Raw genomic sequence first — 16,794 nt, forward strand, 5'->3', positions numbered from 1 at the left:
TAAAGGTTCTACTCTTTTGATGATGCATCACCGCTGATTTTTCAGCGGTGTTAACAAATACTCCAATCCATTAACCCGTATTTCGAACATCGTGGCCATTAAATCGCCCAATTTACCTTTCGGAAAACCCTTGTCTTTATACCACAGTAAATAACTTTCAGGAATATTGCAGATCAGGTAACCTTTATACTTTCCATAAGGCATTTGCATTTTCACTAAATCGAGCAATAATGTTGGGTCTAACATTTTTTATTTTAAGGTAGTGCTGATCATTTTAATCAATAAGCTCTAAGGTCTGGATTGCTTCTTCAACAGTACTAACATTGTCGAAAGCAATTCTAAGTGTATTTTTTACCTCTTTCAAGTTGCACATCCTTGGATGGTTCTGCGCAAAAGTTAAAATTTTGGTGAATGTATTCGAATCGAAATAGGCAGATTGCTTATCACTTAAAAAATATCCTCGCAAACTATTTTTCTTGAAACTAATTTTCTCAAAGCCCAATTTTTTGCCCAACCATTGCAAACGCACCACGCTGAGCATCGTTTTTACCTGCGGCGGAACCGGTCCGAAACGATCGGCCAGGTGTTTTTCAAAAATGGCCAGTTCGCCTTCATTATCGAGTTTTGATAGCTCCGTGTATAAATTGTACCGTTCGGTAATATTAGTGATATAAGCATCAGGAATATACAGTTCAAGATCGGTATCTACCTGTGTAAAGCCGACAAACGGACGGACAGGTTCATTTTCGAACAGGCCTTTAAATTCAGCTTCTTTTAGTTCCTGTATGGCTTCATCCAATATTTTATGGTACATTTCAAAACCAATTTCGGCAATGAAACCACTTTGCTCGGCGCCTAATAGGTTTCCGCTTCCACGGATATCCAGATCGCGCATGGCTACGTTAAAGCCACTGCCAAGATCAGAAAACTCTTCAATGGCGCTTAAACGTTTACGCGCTTCGGAAGTTAAGGTAGATAAAGGCGGCGAAAGCAAATAACAAAATGCTTTTTTGTTGCTCCGGCCCACCCTGCCCCGCATCTGGTGCAGATCGCTCAAACCAAACATATGCGCATGGTTGATGATGATGGTATTGGCATTTGGAATGTCTAAACCGGCTTCGATAATCGTAGTAGCAACCAAAACATCTTTTTCACCGTTGATGAAATCGAGCATCACATCTTCCAGCTGGTCGCCATCTAACTGCCCGTGCGCAATACCAATTCTTGCCTTTGGAACCAGTTTCTGGATCATCCCGCCCAGCTGCATCAGGTCGTTTACGCGGTTATGTATAAAAAATACCTGTCCGCCACGGTCTAATTCGAACTGAACGGCTTCCTGGATCAATTTATCGTTAAAAACATGCAATTCTGTACTTACCGGCTGGCGGTTTGGTGGTGGGGTACTGATGATCGATAAATCCCGAGCACCCATTAAAGAGAAGTGCAGTGTTCTGGGTATTGGGGTTGCAGTAAGTGTTAAGGTATCAACATTTACTCTAACAGCTTTTAAACGTTCCTTCGCCGTAACGCCAAATTTCTGTTCCTCATCAATAATCATGATGCCGAGGTCTTTAAACTTAACGTCTTTGCTGAGTAAACGATGTGTTCCGATTAAAATATCAACTTTACCTGCAGCTGCTTCTGCCAGAGTATCTTTAATCTGTTTATTGGTTTTAAAACGGTTGATATAATCTACCGTAACCGGAAAATCTTTTAAACGAGACGAAAAGGTTTTAAAATGTTGCAAAGCCAAAATGGTGGTCGGCACCAGGACAGCTGCCTGTTTGCCCTCTGCAACCGCTTTAAATGCCGCACGAACAGCGATCTCGGTTTTTCCGAAGCCTACATCTCCGCAAACCAAACGATCCATTGGATGTGGCGATTCCATATCCTTTTTTACATCCTGCGTAGCTTTCAGCTGATCGGGGGTATCTTCATAGATAAAAGAAGCCTCTAATTCTGTTTGTAAGTAGCTATCCGGAGAAAATGCCGTTCCGGCCTGGGTTTTGCGCAAGGCATAAAGCTTGATCAGATCCCTGGCGATATCTTTAACTTTTTTTTTAGTAGTTTTTTTTAGCTTGTCCCAGGCATCTGTACCCAGTTTATTCATTTTAGGTACGCCACTTTCCTTTCCGCTGTATTTTGCAATGCGGTTTAGCGAGTTGATGTTTACATAAAGCAGGTCGTTATCTGCGTAAATTAAACGGATCATCTCCTGGGTTTTGCCGTTCACCTCCACCTTTTCGAGTCCGGCGTATTTACCAATGCCGTGATCAATGTGGGTAACGTAATCGCCTGATTTTAGCTCTCTTAAATCTTTCAGGGTAATGGCCTGACTTTTCTGATAACCCTTTTTAAGCTTGTATTTATAATAACGGTCGAAAATCTGGTGATCGGTATAAAATGCCGTCTGGATCTGCGGATCAACAAATCCCTCGCGCAGCATGCTGTTGATTGGCGTAAATTTGGCCGTTTTGTCGATATCTTCTAAAATGGCGTACAAACGCTCGATCTGTTTTGGCGAATCGGTAAAAATAAAGTTAACAATCCCTGCTTTTTCATTCTCCTTCAGATTATGAATTAAGAGGTTAAAATCTTTATTGAAAGATGGCTGTGGCTTGGTTTCGAATTCAAACCGGTTATCAGTTTTATAAAAGAACTGCTTGCCGAATTCAACCAAAGGGAAATCCTGAAGATGATCGCCCAGTAACTTCTCGTCGCTAAAAGCAAACTTAGGGTCAATCCACTCCGGATTTTGAGTTTTATCTGCTGCGGGCAATGCTTTCCATAGCTCAACCGCTTTTTTATATCCTGCTTTAACAATGTCTAAAGTAAATTCTACATCTTTAAACCAGAGTTGGGTATCCTGATCAATATAATCAAGAATACTGATATTACTTTCCGTTAAAAACTTGGCTTGTACATTTGGTACAATGGTGAGCGATTTAACATCGGCAACTGAAAGCTGACTCTCAATTTCAAAACTTCTGATGCTTTCTACCTCATCGCCAAAAAATTCGATACGGTAAGGCAAATCAGAAGAGAATGAAAATATATCTACAATACCACCACGGATAGAAAACTGCCCCGGCTCGTAAACAAAATCCCTGCGGTCGAAATCGTAATCGATTAAAAATTCATTGATGAAATCGATACCCAGTTTAGCGCCCAGACTAATTTCCAGCGTATTTTTTTCCAGAGCAGAGCGGTCAATTACCTTTTCGGCGATGGCTTCCGGATAAGAAACCACAATTTTTCCATATTCAGAGTCATGGTTCAGTTCGTTCAATACTTCAGCACGGGCCAAAACATTTGCTGTATCTACCTGCGTAAAATCGAAAGATTTACGGTAAGATGAAGGAAACAACAAAACCTGTTTATCCAGTACGCTTTCCAGGTCAGACTGGAAATAAGCAGCTTCTTCCCTGTCAGGTAGAACGAATAATATGGGTTTGTGTAATAAGAAGTAAGAAGAAAGTGCAACAATAGCATCGGCCGAGCCCACCAATCCCTTTAATTGTATCTTTGGGTTTTTGGTAGCGTTCAACGCTTTGGTAAATTGTGTTACCCTATCGTCGGTTTTGTATCTGTTTATTAAATCGCGGATGTTCAAGGCACAAAAATAAGCTTATCTTTTAATATTAACCCGCAATTTGTGTAAAGGTTTTTTTAACTATTTTTGGCTGGGTTACGATTTGAGCTTCAGATACCGGAAGAGATGAAAACTTATTCTTAGATGCGATCGCTTATTTGGTCGAAATATATCCCCCTTTCGTCGATTAAGGGCAAATCGGTGTAACAAAGGTAGTTCTATAGCCTCTAAATTGTATAAAAAGTGAAACAATGAAGTACATTAAAAGCTTTCCGCTAGAACTTTTTTTCTGGTTAACAGCTTTAGTATTACTGGCAACAGCGAATGGCCACGAGCATCATTTTACACTTTGTCCTTTAGCCAATTTGGGTTTTAAGGATTGGTGTCCGGGATGTGGTATAGGCAGGTCGATTGGTCATATTTTACATGGCGAGTTTACCGAAAGCTTTTCCGAACACTGGTTTGGGTTTCCGGCACTTTTAATCATCGTTTATAGAATTTATACATTGATAAAAAATAAAAAAAAGTTTAAAATTTCACCAGCAAATACATAGAAACCATGGATATATTTCAATCACCTCTAATGTCGTTACCAGGTATAACACCAGAGGAATACTCATATTTACAACAAGCAACAACAGGTTTAACCGAAGAGCAATTGCGTAATTTCTTAATGATTTACAGCAGCAAAAGAAAAAACCCGTCAGATATGTTGATTTTCTGCTTAATCGGACTGTTTGCTGTTCCGGGTTTGCAAAGGTTCATTATCGGCCAGATCGGCATGGGTATTTTATACCTTTTAACAGCAGGTTTATGCCTGATCGGATCAATAATCGACGTAGTAAATCATAAAACCCTTGCTTTTGAGCACAACCAGAAAATGGTTTTCGAAAGCCTGCAAATGGTTAGAATGAGCGGCGGATTTCAACAGCCCGGAAAATTCTAATATAACTAAATCTTAATATTTAAGTCCGGATCTAAATCAATTAGATGCGGATTTTTCTGTTAAATAAACTGTCAAGCTGAGGCACGAAGCATCTCTTTCATCGGTAGCGGCTGCTTTGTACCTCAGCATGACAGAAAAAGAAAACAATGAAATTTCTATATTTATCGAATGAAATTAGCTGAAATTACCAATTACTTAGAGAGCATTGCGCCGCTTAATTATCAGGAAGATTATGATAATTCGGGCTTAATTGTAGGCGATCCGAATATGGAAATCCGTGCTGCTCTGGTGGCTTTGGATTGCGTGGAGAAAATTGTAGATGAAGCCATTTCTACAGGCTGCAACCTGATTATTACCCATCATCCCATTGTTTTTAAAGGACTAAAAAAACTGAACGGCAAAAATTATGTAGAGCGGGTGGTTTTAAAAGCCATTAAAAATAATATTGCACTTTATGCCATCCATACCAATTTAGACAGCATCCATACCGGTGTAAATGCCAGGATTTGCGAACGTTTGGGCTTAACCGGAACCAAGGTGCTTTCGCCAAAAGCCGGATTATTAAAAAAGCTGGTTACCTACTGTCCGCAGGCACAGGCCGAGCAATTGCGCTCAGCTTTATTTTATGCAGGTGCCGGAAATATTGGCAATTATAGCGAGTGTAGTTTTAATGCCGATGGTATTGGCACTTTTAAGGGAAATGAAGATGCTGACCCTTTTGTGGGCGAAAAAGGCGTTCGCCACCGCGAAGCCGAAGTAAGGATTGAAATGGTGTACCCAACGCAGGCTGAGCGCAAAATTTTAGTCGCCTTGTTCGAAAACCACCCTTACGAAGAAGTGGCATATGATATTTATAAAATCGAAAATAAACACCAGCTGGTTGGTTCGGGAATGGTGGGCTGGCTGGAATACGACATGGATGCCTACGATTTTTTACACCTGGTAAAAGACAGGATGCAAGCTAAAGTGATTAGGCATACCGATGTAACTGGCAAAAGGATTAAAAAAGTGGCGGTTTGTGGCGGTTCGGGTAGTTTCCTTTTAAAAGAGGCCATTGCCGCTGGCGCAGACGCCTTTATCACTGCAGATTTTAAATATCACGAGTTTTTTGATGCAGAGGAAAAACTGATCATCGCCGACATCGGACACTTTGAAACTGAACAATTTACCTCAAATTTATTGCTTGAAATTATTCAGAAAAAATTTACTAACTTTGCAATCCGTTTAACGGAGCAAAATACAAACCCCATAAATTACTTGTTTTAATGGAACAAACCGTAGAACAAAAGCTAAAGGCTTTATACGAATTACAAAATATCCACACAAAAATTGATAAGATCCGCCAGGTACGTGGTGAATTACCAATGGAAGTTGCCGATCTTGAGGATGACGTTTTAGGATTAGAAACTAGAATTGCAAAAATCAAAGGCGAACTAGATGATCTTGAGGATTCGATCGTAACCCGTAAAAATACAATTAAAGATGCGCAAGCGGCCATCAAAAGATACGATACTCAATTAAAAGAAGTTAAAAATAACCGTGAATACGATGCTTTAACTAAAGAAATTGAGATTCAAGGTTTAGATATCCAGGTTTCTGAAAAAAAGATCAAGGAACATGGTTTCGAAATCAACTCTAAAACTGAAATCTACGAAGCTGCAAAAGCTGAACTGGATGGCAGAAAGAAAGATTTAGAAGTTAAAAAAGGCGAATTGGATGTAATTACTGCAGAAACTGAAAAAGAAGAGCAGGATTTACAAAAGAAAGCTGATAAAGCTGAGCCTCAGATTGAGGAACGTTTATTGGTTGCTTACAAACGTTTACGCAAAAATGCAATTAACGGTTTGGCTGTAGTAACCATCGACCGTGATTCTTGTTCAGGTTGTTTCAACCAGATTCCGCCTCAACGCCAGTTAGATATCCGTCAGCGTAAAAAAATTATCGTTTGCGAGCACTGCGGCCGTATTTTGGTTGATGAAGCTTTAACCCACGAGGTAGCCGAAGGTTAATCAAGAATATTAAAATAATTTAAACGTCCCGATCCTAATCGGGACGTTTTTTGTTTAGGCCTGTTTTTTGCTCACACAAAACAAGAATAAGATTTTAGCGTTTAATGTAGATATTTGTTAACATGTGAAGCTGTTGCAGCAGCACAGAACCAAACCGAAATAGAATCCCGAATGAATAAAAGCTTCCGTTTTTTTGTAACCTCTGCCCTGCTCCTCTCTCCTCTTTTTTCACTTGCAAACTTCGATTTTAACAACAATTGCTTAAACGCCTACAAAAGCATTTTCGAACTGAAACTGGGTAATGCCAGGGCATATATTTCGACCGAAAAGAAACAGCATCCAAATAATTCGATTATTCCGCTTCTCGAAAATTACGTTGATTACTTTACAGTACTTACTTCAGAGAGCAAAGCCGATTTCGACCGTTTAAAAGGTAATAAATCATCCCGGCTGGATCAGATCAGCGATGACGATAAAAATTCGCCTTATTACCTGTATGCACAGGCAGAGATCAATTTACAATGGGCATTGATCAGAGGCCGTTTTGGCGAATATTTTAACGCCGCCATGGAAGTTAAGAGAGCGAACAGCCTTTTACAGGAGAACAATAAAAAATTCCCGAATTTTCACCTGAATTTAAAAGGTTTAGGCCTGATTAATGCCGTTTTGGGCAATTTACCCGATGGTGCTTTAAAAACTGCACTTTCTACCTTTGGTATAAAAGGAAACCTGCAAAGCGGATTAAATATGTTCGAAAAGCTGGCCAATAACCTGCCAAAATCAACATATGAGCCGTTTTATGAAGAAGTGGTATTTTATTACGCCTATGTATTAACAGATGTGGCACACAGTCCGCAGGCTTACGCCAAAACCATGAAATATACTGAGAGGATTGCCGATACCAGTTTGCTTAAAAGTTATCTGCAAAGTTATGTATGCATTAAAAATTCACATAGCGATGAGGCCATAGCCATTTTAGCCAAACGGCCTGAAGGTGGCGTTTATCAGCCCTTTCCTTACCTGGATTACCTTGAAGGGATTGCACACTTAAACAAACTAGATCTTAACGCTGCTACCTGTTTTAACCGCTTTTTACAGGCTACAAAAGGCGTAAACTTTGTAAAGGACGCTTACCTCCATTTAGGGTGGATCTCGCTGCTGAAGGGAGATAAAGCCGGTTATACTGCATTTGCCGCCAAAGCAGTTAAAAACGGTTATACCTATATGGAAAAAGATAAACAGGCTAAAGGCGAAGCCGCTGCCGGAATACCCACAGTTGATCTTTTAAAAGCCAGGCTTTTGTTTGATGGAGGTTATTTAAACAGGGCATTGCAGCTGTTGGATGATAAAAAAGCTACAGATTATACCAATGATAAAGATAAAACGGAGTTTAATTACCGTTTGGGAAGGGTGTACGATGATTTAGGCAAAGATGAGCAAGCCCTGGCCGCTTACCAGGAAACGATTGATGAAGGTAAAAACCTGAAGTATTACTTTGCGGCCAATGCAGCTTTGCAAATGGGCAAACTTTACGAGAGAAAGAAGAATGATGCAAAAGCTAAAGAGGCTTTCAATACTGCCATTGCCATGAAAAACCATGAGTTTGAAAGCAGTATCGAAAGCCAGGCCAAAGCCGGATTAAGAAGATTGGCGAATTAAAAACGGTGTACAAAAGCATTAATATGCATGCCCGCCCCTACCGAGGCAAAAACAGCCACATCACCTGCTTTAACTTTATAGCCTTTAACTTCTCCTTTTAGTACCAGATCAAGTAAGGTTGGTACGGTAGCAACCGAACTGTTCCCCAACCACGAAATCGTCATGGGTACCAAATTCTCAGGTACTGTATCTTTATCGTAAAGTTTAAATAGACGCTTCATGATAGCAGTATCCATTTTACCGTTGGCCTGATGCACAAACACAATATTAATGTCTTCTACGCTCAAGCCTGCTTTATCAATGGCTTTTTTAATCACCTGTGGTACCTGTACAACCGCAAATTCATATAGCTTACGGCCATTCATTTTAAGGTAGAAATTACCGCTGGTCTCATCAGGATGTGATCCTTTGCCCATGGTTAGCAGGTTGCCATAGTTTACAGCATGTGTTTCTGTTTTATGGGCCAGTATTCCCTTTTTTTCGGTTGATTCTTCTGCTTCGAAAATCACCGCTCCGGCACCATCTGAGAAAATCATGCTGTCGCGGTCGTGCGGATCGATAATTCGGCTCAGGGTTTCTGCACCAATAACCATCACACGTTTGGCATCGCCGCTTTTAATGTAATAATCAGCCTGTATTGCCCCCTGAACCCATCCCGGACAACCAAAAATAAGATCGTAAGCTACACAATCAGGGTTATGAATCCCCAGCTGCTGTTTTACCTTTGATGCCAGCGAGGGTAAGATATCGCTGCGGTTACTGTTTAAAGGAATATCTCCAAAATTATGGCAGAAGATAATATAGTCTAAAGTTTCTTTGTCTATACCAGCATTTTCTATAGCCTTTTCTGCAGCTTTTGCACCGATATGATTACTTAATTGTTCAGGGCATGCATAACGCCTTTCTACAATTTCAGTAATTTCAGAGAATTTATGAATAATCTCCGCGTTCTCTTTGTCTAAACGGGTTCCGTTCTCAAAAAACGTCGAATTTAAGAATTCGTTACCAGAAATAACATTCTGTGGAATATAACTTCCAGTACCGGCAATTACCGTATTTATCACTTTGCTCATAATTATAATACCGCATACTAAAACGGTATGTAGTATAAAAATATCAATTATATTCGATAATCGAAAATATATTTGTTTTTAGCAAAGTTTATTTTCCAAAAGCGGCTTTAATAACATTTCTGTTCTGGTCAGATTTAGTCGTCATACTACACATTTTATATGGTGTATTTTTACGATTTAAAGCTAAAAATATTTTTGGGTAATTTACGGAGTGGAGCAGTATGATGCTTAATTTTTAGTTAAAAACGTTTAACTAAAATCGTCAATCAAAAATACAAATAGTTCCTTGGGGCCATGTGCTCCTAAAACCAATGTTTTTTCGATATCGGCAGTTCTGCTCGGTCCGGTAATGTTGCTGATCATGGAGGGGATCTGGTTGCCGTATTTATTTTTTAACAGTTGAAAACCATCTTTAAGATCCAGAACCAATTGGCTTGTTTTTGCAATTACAATGTGGTGGTGTGGAAAAATGCTCAGCCTCCGGCCTGCAGCACCGCTGTTGCTCACCATTACACTTCCGTTGCGGGCAACCAATGCTTCGCAAAGGGTAATGCCTACTTCTGCCTGCTCAAAATCTTTATCGGTTTGGTAAAACGGAAATTCGTATTTGCTTAAAAACTGTTGCAGTTCAGGTTCCCAGCAGTATATTTTACGCCATTTATATTTATCGGCCAGCTGGAGCATATTTTCAAAAAAGTCGATCCCATCTTCACAGAAAATAAAATTACCCGATATGGCAGTAAGCTGCTCGGCAAATAGTACTTCCAGCTCCTCTGTATTTTTTTTATACAAAGCGCTCTCCTCTAAATTAGGATAAGGATTTTCGCGCTTTTCTAAGAGGGCTTTTCTTATCTTTTTTAGTATTTGTTCTTTCGCTGTCGTATTATCCTTCATATAAAAAAAAGCTACCCTAATGATTAACCAGGGTAGCAAATGTAATTAATAGAAATTATTTATTTAAGCCTCAACCGGAGTAATATGTCCCGGTGTTCCGCTTTCGCCTTGATTTTCGAATAAACGTTTTCCGAAAATCTCTTCTAAATCGTCTTTAAATAAAACTTCTTTTTCAATTAAGATATCAGCCAGCTGAATCAGTTTATCTTTATTTTCTTCCAATAAATTGATTGCTCTTTGATACTGACCTTCAATTAATGCTGAAATCTCTTTATCAATGGTTAAAGCAGTATCTTCTGAATATGGTTTAGAGAAATTATACTCGTTCTGACCAGATGAATCATAATAAGTAATGTTTCCTAATTTATCGTTCAAGCCATAAATGGTTACCATTGCTCTGGCCTGTTTGTTCACTTTTTCCAAATCGCTTAATGCACCGGTAGAAATGGTATCGAACATTACTTTTTCAGCAGCTCTGCCACCCATGGTTGCACACATTTCATCAAGCATTTGGTGTGGACGAACAATTAAACGTTCTTCTGGTAAATACCAGGCTGCACCTAAACTTTGTCCGCGTGGTACGATGGTAACTTTAACCAATGGCGCTGCGTGTTCCAATAACCAGCTTACCGTAGCGTGACCAGCTTCATGGATAGCAATAGCACGTTTTTCGCTTGGAGTGATGATTTTGTTTTTCTTTTCTAAACCACCAACAATACGGTCAACCGCATCTAAGAAATCCTGTTTATCAACTGCCGATTTATTTTTACGGGCTGCAATTAAAGCGGCTTCGTTACAAACGTTTGCAATATCTGCCCCGGAGAAACCAGGAGTTTGTTTTGCTAAAAATTCGGTATCTAACTCCTCTGATTTTTTGAGTGGGGTAATGTGTACTTCAAAAATCTGTTTACGCTCAATAACATCCGGTAAATCAACATAAATCTGCCTGTCGAACCTTCCTGCCCTTAATAATGCTTTATCTAAAACATCAGCACGGTTGGTAGCCGCTAAAATAATAACGTGTGTATTGGTTCCGAAACCATCCATTTCAACCAAAAGTTGGTTTAAGGTGTTTTCGCGTTCATCGTTTCCGCCCATTACACCGTTTTTACCACGGGCACGGCCAATGGCATCAATCTCATCAATAAAGATGATACAAGGTGATTTATCTTTGGCTTGTTTAAACAGATCGCGTACACGTGATGCACCTACCCCAACAAACATCTCCACAAAATCAGATCCTGATAAAGAGAAGAAAGGAACCTGCGCCTCACCGGCAACAGCTTTGGCCAATAAAGTTTTACCCGTACCCGGCGAACCTACCAATAAGGCACCTTTCGGGATTTTACCACCCAGATCGGTATATTTTTTAGGGTTTTTAAGGAAATCTACAATTTCCATTACCTCTGTTTTGGCTTCTTCTAAACCGGCAACATCATTAAAGGTAATGTTCACCTGGCTTTCTTTATCAAATAAAGTAGCTTTCGATTTTCCGATGCTGAAAATCTGACCGCCACCACCAGCACCACCGCCCATTCTGCGCATCATAAAAATCCAGAAACCGATTAAAAGCAGTACAGGTAAGATGATGCTTAAAAACCAGCTTGCCAATGGATTGCTACGGTTTTCTGATTGGAACGAGATTGGTTTTCTGCCTGCAGGCAATGCTTTTTGCGATTCGGCCAGCGCAGCCCTTAAATCAGCAAATTTACCACCATAGGTAAAAAATACAGTTGGTCCGTTTGATACATTAAAAGAACTGGTGCTTTTAAATGCTTTGTACTGAGGTTTGTTTAAACTGTCTTTTTTAATGTAAACCTCAGCTTTTACTAAATCTTCCGTTTGGTAAGCAACAATCCTGTCAACATCTCCTGTTAACAGCATTTTACTTTCGAAAGTATCATATTTTACTTCTTTACCACTATCTCCGGTAAATAAAAACTGTGCAGCAATAATCGCTATGATGATGGCGGCATAAACCCAGAAAATATTAAATTTTGATCCTTTTTGTGGTTTTTTCGGGATGTTCGGTATTCTTTTTCCCTGTTTTTCGGTATTTGGATTGTCGTTCATTTGTCTTTATCAAAATGGTTCTAAGGGTTATGCGCTCTGATAATTTGTGCTTTCAGCATCCCCCCAAAGTTCTTCTATGCCATAAAAGTGGCGCTTTTCGGTTTTAAAAATGTGCACAACCACATCAAAATAATCAAGAATAATCCAATCTGCAGATTCGAAACCTTCTTTATGACGTGGATCGGCCTGCGTGGCTTTATATATTTCTTTTTCTACACTATCGGCAATAGCTTTTACCTGCGTAGCAGAGTTTGCGCTCGCAATAATAAAGTAATCCGCTACTGAAGTATGAATATTTCTTAGATCTAACCGCACTATATCTTCTCCTTTTTTTTCTTGGATGCCATGTACGGCCAACTCAGAAAGGTATGTAGAAAGGGCTACTATTTTCTTTTTTACCATTAAAATGCTTTAATTTTGGAATTACAATAATATAAATTCAACACTTGCAAAATAACACTTTTTCGACACTATTTGTTGGTCAAAATTTAATCAAATTAAAAGAAGTTGATTCTACCAATAACTTTTTGAAAGATTTGGTGTCAAAATCCGAGCCATTAGCCGAAGGGACTGTAATTATGGCAGATAATCAGTTTGCGGGCAGAGGGCAGCAGGAAAGCGTTTGGCAAACCCAGGCAGGCAAAAACATCAGCACCAGTATTTATTTAAAGCCATCGTTTCTACCTTTAAATAAACAGTTTTACCTGAATATAGCGGTTAGTTTGGCTGTTAGCGATGCTTTATCCTGTTTTATACCAGAGGGAATAAAAGTAAAGTGGCCTAATGACATGTACTACAAGAACAAGAAATTAGGTGGAATATTGATTGAAAATACCCTGACAGGCACTTCCATCAGATCATCGGTAATTGGCATTGGTTTAAATGTAAATCAATCAGAATTTTCTGAAAGCATCAGTGAGCGTGCCACTTCGGTGATTCAAATTTTACAAAGAAATGTTCCTTTGATGGATATTATGATGAAAATATTCATGTTTATGGAAAAATACTACTTAATTTTGAGAGCAGGGAAATACAGTATTTTACAAAATGATTACCTTGCAAGGCTTTATAACTTCAATATTCCTGCGTTATATAAAAAAGATGGAGAACTTTTTGAAGGGATAATTAAAGGAGTTGAAGATGGTGGTAGGTTAGCTGTTGAGACCAATGAGGGATTAAAAACCTTTAACTTTAAAGAAATAGAATTTACACACACAAAATAAACACATAATGAAAAAAATCATCCTGATGCTTTCAATGGTACTTTTTACCATTGCCGGAGCATTTGCCCAAATCGAAAAACCCGTTACCTGGGCTTATTTCGCAAAAAAAACAAGTAAAACAGAAGCGGTTATATATTTAAAAGCCACTATTGACGACAGATGGCATATTTATTCGCAAAATGTTAAAGACGGTGGTCCTGTAAAAACCACTTTTACTTTTACTCCTTCAAAAGATTTTAGCCTGGTTGGCAAAACCATCGAGCCTAAAGCCATTGTTAAATACGAAAGCACTTTTAAAATGAACGTAAGTTATTTTGAAAAAGCAGTAATTTTTCAGCAAAAAATAAAATTGAACAAAGCCACTACAGCTGTTAAAGGCAAAGTAGAATTTATGGTTTGTAATGATAAACAATGCCTTCCGCCAGAAGAAGTTGAATTTAGCGTTCCCGTTAAATAGTTGATCTCAAAATATTTACAAACAGTCCCGAATTTTCGGGACTGTTTCTTTTTAAAGTAAAATCTATCTCCCGCATAGGTTTATAAAGAGCCGTTTATAAAATTATTCTTAATTTCACAGGCTCAAATACACACACAAAACACACAAATGAAAAAGGTTTTATTATTGTTACTAATGGCTGGCATGTTTATCGCATTGCCTGCTGTTAAAAGTTACGCTATTGTAACACAAGATACCACAACAACCGCACCTCCAGATGATATTGTTTTTACCGAAGTAGGTTCTGCACAGGATAGTGCGGCAAACAGCGCAGTAAAAACGGTTAATGATACGGTTAAAAAGGATACCGCCAAAGTAGAAAAAGCTTCGGTTGCTGCAAATGCTGCCCCGAAACAATCGCTATGGGTAACCTTTGGCTTAGGGCTGCTGGCTGGTATAGCTGCTTTTTTTCTTCCATGTATTTTTCCTATGGTTCCACTTACCGTTGGTTTTTTTACTAAAAGAGCCGAAAGCAGGGCAAAAGGAATCAGGAGTGCCATCATTTATGGTCTGTCCATCATTGTAATTTATGTTGGTTTAGGTGTAATTATTACCTTAATCTGGGGAGCGAGTGCATTAAATGAAATATCGACCGATGGATTTTTTAACATTTTCATCTTCTTTATACTGATTGTTTTCGGCGTATCTTTTTTAGGTGCGTTCGAAATTACCCTGCCAAGTTCATTTGTAAATAAACTCGATGCAAAATCGGATGCTAAAGGCTTAAGTGGGATATTTTTTATGGCTGCAACCTTAGCAGTTGTTTCTTTTTCGTGTACCGGACCGTTAATTGGAACCTCGTTGGTAGCCATCAATACCGATCTGCTAACACCTGTTATTGTCATGTTTGGCTTTTCGCTATCATTGGCGTTAATTTTTACCATGTTTGCCATTTTCCCAAGTTTAATGACGGGCTTGCCAAAATCTGGAGGATGGTTAAATTCAATTAAAGTTTTTCTTGGTTTTTTGGAGTTGGGTTTATCGTTGAAATTCCTTTCAACAGCAGATCTGGCTTACCATTGGGGAATATTGGACCGTGAGATATTCCTGGCCATCTGGATTGTACTAGCCTTAATTTTGGGCGTTTATTTATTGGGAAAAATCAAATTCTCTCACGATAGCGACCTTCCTTACGTTTCGGTACCAAGGTTGTTTATTGCAACGGCAACTTTTGTATTTGCCATTTATTTAATCCCAGGTTTGTGGGGTGCTCCTTTAAAAGCTGTAAGTGCATTGGTACCTCCGCTTTCTACCCAGGATTTTGTAATCGGACAGGATAGTGGTGGTGGATCAAGCCAAACTGCAGCACCTAACCATGCTAAACGTAAATATGCTGAATTCTTGCACATTCCGCATAATATTGATGGTTTTTTTGATTATCAGGAAGCATTGGCTTATGCCAAAGAAGTAAAAAAACCGTTATTTCTCGATTTTACCGGACATGGTTGTGTAAATTGCCGCGAAATGGAAGCCCGTGTTTGGTCGGACCCGAGAGTGCTTAAAAAGTTAAAAGAAGATTACATTGTGGTATCTCTGTATACAGATGACAAAACAGACCTTCCGGAAGCGGAACAGTTCGACTCGAAAATTTTAGGTACAAAAGTAAATACAGTTGGTAAAAAGTTTAAACATTTGCAGGCTGAAAGATTTAACACCATTTCGCAGCCATATTATGTACTTTTGGGTACCGATGAAAAAGAATTAGTTTCCCCTCCTATCGGAGTCGAATTTGATATAGATAAATATTTGCAATACCTGGATAATGGATTATCCGAATTTGCCAAGAAACAAACAAATGAATAAGATTAAAAACATTGGCGTTTTAACCTCTGGCGGCGATTCGCCAGGCATGAACGCTGCAATTAGGGCCGTAGTAAGGGCTTCTATTTATTATGATATCGAAGTAACCGGATTTATCCGCGGCTATGAAGGGCTGATTAACAATGATTTTATCCCTATGGACAGAAAGTCGGTAGCCAACATCATTCAGCGCGGAGGTACCGTTTTAAAAACCGCACGTAGTGAAGCTTTCAGAACTGTTGAAGGGAGAAAAAAAGCCTACGAAAACCTAAAAGCACAAAATATTGATGCATTGGTTGTAATTGGTGGAGATGGAACATTTACCGGAGCCAATATTTTTTCAAAAGAATTTGATTTCCCGATTGTAGGCCTTCCGGGCACAATAGATAATGATTTAGCTGGAACAGATTTTACCATCGGTTACGATTCTGCCATTAATACCGTTATTGATGCGGTAGACCGGATCAGGGATACAGCCGAATCGCATGATAGATTATTTATCGTTGAAGTGATGGGCCGTGATTCTGGTTTAATTGCTTTAAGAAGTGGAATTGGTGTTGGTGCAGAAGCCATCATGATCCCTGAGGCAAACATGAATGCAGATGATATTTTACACAAACTAGAACACAGCCGTAAAGATAAAGCCTCGAAAATTATTATTGTTGCCGAAGGTGATGATACGGGAGGTGCATTTAAAGTTGGTGAAATTTTGCAGGAAAAATACCCGCATTACGATACCAAAGTTTCGGTTTTAGGCCATATTCAACGCGGAGGTAAACCAACCTGTATGGACCGTGTACTGGCAAGCCGTTTAGGTGTTGCTGCAGTAGAAGGGCTAATTAGTGGCGAAAGTGGCGTAATGGCCGGACAGGTAAACCGCGAAATTATTTTTACCCCTTTCGATCATGCCATTAAACACATTAATGCCGAAAAAGTGAGTGCCAAATGGCTTAAACTCATCGATATACTTTCGTTTTAAACCGAAACAGGATATAAAAAGAAAAGTCTTTCCCGCACCGGAAAGACTTT

General features: G+C 39.2%; 15 protein-coding genes. 9 read left to right on the plus strand and 6 right to left on the minus strand.

The window, feature by feature from the left end:
- Positions 1–27 precede the first annotated feature (27 nt).
- Complete coding sequence (locus ABD769_RS10440) at positions 28–246, minus strand: DUF3820 family protein (RefSeq protein WP_025141651.1); 219 nt, start codon at positions 244–246, stop codon at positions 28–30.
- A 28-nt stretch (positions 247–274) separates the two neighbouring features.
- Positions 275–3,613 (minus strand): transcription-repair coupling factor, encoded by a 3,339-nt coding sequence (gene mfd, locus ABD769_RS10445; protein WP_344851367.1) that lies wholly within the window; start codon positions 3,611–3,613, stop codon positions 275–277.
- A gap of 230 nt (positions 3,614–3,843) precedes the next feature.
- Here mfd and ABD769_RS10450 point away from each other — a divergent pair, with 230 nt between their 5' ends.
- The 5 genes from ABD769_RS10450 to ABD769_RS10470 all read left to right on the plus strand — a co-directional run bounded on the left by ABD769_RS10450 (position 3,844) and on the right by ABD769_RS10470 (position 8,206).
- Positions 3,844–4,146 carry a DUF2752 domain-containing protein gene (locus tag ABD769_RS10450; RefSeq protein ID WP_344851368.1) on the plus strand — a complete coding sequence of 101 codons (303 nt, stop codon included), beginning with the start codon at positions 3,844–3,846 and terminating at the stop codon, positions 4,144–4,146.
- Between the two features lie 5 nt (positions 4,147–4,151).
- Positions 4,152–4,538 carry a TM2 domain-containing protein gene (locus tag ABD769_RS10455; protein ID WP_029985343.1) on the plus strand — a complete coding sequence of 129 codons (387 nt, stop codon included), beginning with the start codon at positions 4,152–4,154 and terminating at the stop codon, positions 4,536–4,538.
- Between the two features lie 168 nt (positions 4,539–4,706).
- Positions 4,707–5,804, plus strand: a complete 1,098-nt coding sequence (locus ABD769_RS10460; RefSeq protein WP_344851369.1) for a Nif3-like dinuclear metal center hexameric protein — start codon at positions 4,707–4,709, stop codon at positions 5,802–5,804.
- Complete coding sequence (locus ABD769_RS10465) at positions 5,804–6,547, plus strand: zinc ribbon domain-containing protein (RefSeq protein ID WP_344851370.1); 744 nt, start codon at positions 5,804–5,806, stop codon at positions 6,545–6,547. The genes ABD769_RS10460 and ABD769_RS10465 overlap by 1 nt, the downstream gene beginning before the upstream one ends.
- A gap of 171 nt (positions 6,548–6,718) precedes the next feature.
- Positions 6,719–8,206, plus strand: coding sequence for a YfgM family protein (locus ABD769_RS10470; protein ID WP_344851371.1), 1,488 nt, complete (start codon positions 6,719–6,721; stop codon positions 8,204–8,206).
- On the opposite strand, the gene ABD769_RS10475 is transcribed toward ABD769_RS10470, so the two are convergent.
- The 4 genes from ABD769_RS10475 to rsfS form a co-directional block, all read right to left on the minus strand.
- Complete coding sequence (locus ABD769_RS10475; RefSeq protein WP_344851372.1) at positions 8,203–9,279, minus strand: 3-oxoacyl-ACP synthase III family protein; 1,077 nt, start codon at positions 9,277–9,279, stop codon at positions 8,203–8,205. The genes ABD769_RS10470 and ABD769_RS10475 overlap by 4 nt on opposite strands.
- A gap of 249 nt (positions 9,280–9,528) precedes the next feature.
- The gene (locus ABD769_RS10480; protein WP_344851373.1) at positions 9,529–10,173 is read right to left on the minus strand and encodes a LutC/YkgG family protein; all 645 of its coding nucleotides are present in this window, start codon (positions 10,171–10,173) and stop codon (positions 9,529–9,531) included.
- A 63-nt stretch (positions 10,174–10,236) separates the two neighbouring features.
- The gene (ftsH, locus tag ABD769_RS10485; RefSeq protein WP_344851374.1) at positions 10,237–12,246 is read right to left on the minus strand and encodes an ATP-dependent zinc metalloprotease FtsH; all 2,010 of its coding nucleotides are present in this window, start codon (positions 12,244–12,246) and stop codon (positions 10,237–10,239) included.
- A 27-nt stretch (positions 12,247–12,273) separates the two neighbouring features.
- The gene (gene rsfS / locus ABD769_RS10490) at positions 12,274–12,648 is read right to left on the minus strand and encodes a ribosome silencing factor (RefSeq protein WP_183766650.1); all 375 of its coding nucleotides are present in this window, start codon (positions 12,646–12,648) and stop codon (positions 12,274–12,276) included.
- Positions 12,649–12,692: 44 nt separating this feature from the next.
- On the opposite strand from rsfS, the gene ABD769_RS10495 reads away from it, so the two are divergent.
- The 4 genes from ABD769_RS10495 (at position 12,693) to pfkA (ending at position 16,744) form a co-directional block, all read left to right on the plus strand.
- Positions 12,693–13,469 carry a biotin--[acetyl-CoA-carboxylase] ligase gene (locus ABD769_RS10495; protein WP_344851375.1) on the plus strand — a complete coding sequence of 259 codons (777 nt, stop codon included), beginning with the start codon at positions 12,693–12,695 and terminating at the stop codon, positions 13,467–13,469.
- A gap of 7 nt (positions 13,470–13,476) precedes the next feature.
- Complete coding sequence (locus tag ABD769_RS10500) at positions 13,477–13,926, plus strand: protein-disulfide reductase DsbD domain-containing protein (protein WP_344851376.1); 450 nt, start codon at positions 13,477–13,479, stop codon at positions 13,924–13,926.
- A 147-nt stretch (positions 13,927–14,073) separates the two neighbouring features.
- The gene (locus ABD769_RS10505) at positions 14,074–15,768 is read left to right on the plus strand and encodes a protein-disulfide reductase DsbD family protein (protein WP_344851377.1); all 1,695 of its coding nucleotides are present in this window, start codon (positions 14,074–14,076) and stop codon (positions 15,766–15,768) included.
- Positions 15,761–16,744: a 6-phosphofructokinase gene (gene pfkA / locus ABD769_RS10510; protein WP_344851378.1), complete on the plus strand. Its 984-nt coding sequence runs from the start codon at positions 15,761–15,763 to the stop codon at positions 16,742–16,744. The genes ABD769_RS10505 and pfkA overlap by 8 nt, the downstream gene beginning before the upstream one ends.
- Positions 16,745–16,794 lie beyond the last annotated feature (50 nt).

The organism is Pedobacter jeongneungensis, from assembly GCF_039538295.1.
Classification (GTDB): Bacteria; Bacteroidota; Bacteroidia; order Sphingobacteriales; family Sphingobacteriaceae; genus Pedobacter; species Pedobacter jeongneungensis.

Bases quoted from the DNA above. Each gene is read 5' to 3' on its own strand.
- ABD769_RS10460 (WP_344851369.1), top strand. From the start codon at position 4,707: ATGAAATTAGCTGAAATTACCAATTACTTAGAGAGCATTGCGCCGCTT.
- ABD769_RS10500 (WP_344851376.1), top strand. From the start codon at position 13,477: ATGAAAAAAATCATCCTGATGCTTTCAATGGTACTTTTTACCATTGCC.
- ftsH (WP_344851374.1), bottom strand. From the start codon at position 12,246: ATGAACGACAATCCAAATACCGAAAAACAGGGAAAAAGAATACCGAAC.
- rsfS (WP_183766650.1), bottom strand. From the start codon at position 12,648: ATGGTAAAAAAGAAAATAGTAGCCCTTTCTACATACCTTTCTGAGTTG.
- ABD769_RS10440 (WP_025141651.1), bottom strand. From the start codon at position 246: ATGTTAGACCCAACATTATTGCTCGATTTAGTGAAAATGCAAATGCCT.
- ABD769_RS10505 (WP_344851377.1), top strand. From the start codon at position 14,074: ATGAAAAAGGTTTTATTATTGTTACTAATGGCTGGCATGTTTATCGCA.
- ABD769_RS10450 (WP_344851368.1), top strand. From the start codon at position 3,844: ATGAAGTACATTAAAAGCTTTCCGCTAGAACTTTTTTTCTGGTTAACA.
- ABD769_RS10475 (WP_344851372.1), bottom strand. From the start codon at position 9,279: ATGAGCAAAGTGATAAATACGGTAATTGCCGGTACTGGAAGTTATATT.
- ABD769_RS10480 (WP_344851373.1), bottom strand. From the start codon at position 10,173: ATGAAGGATAATACGACAGCGAAAGAACAAATACTAAAAAAGATAAGA.
- ABD769_RS10470 (WP_344851371.1), top strand. From the start codon at position 6,719: ATGAATAAAAGCTTCCGTTTTTTTGTAACCTCTGCCCTGCTCCTCTCT.
- ABD769_RS10465 (WP_344851370.1), top strand. From the start codon at position 5,804: ATGGAACAAACCGTAGAACAAAAGCTAAAGGCTTTATACGAATTACAA.
- pfkA (WP_344851378.1), top strand. From the start codon at position 15,761: ATGAATAAGATTAAAAACATTGGCGTTTTAACCTCTGGCGGCGATTCG.
- ABD769_RS10455 (WP_029985343.1), top strand. From the start codon at position 4,152: ATGGATATATTTCAATCACCTCTAATGTCGTTACCAGGTATAACACCA.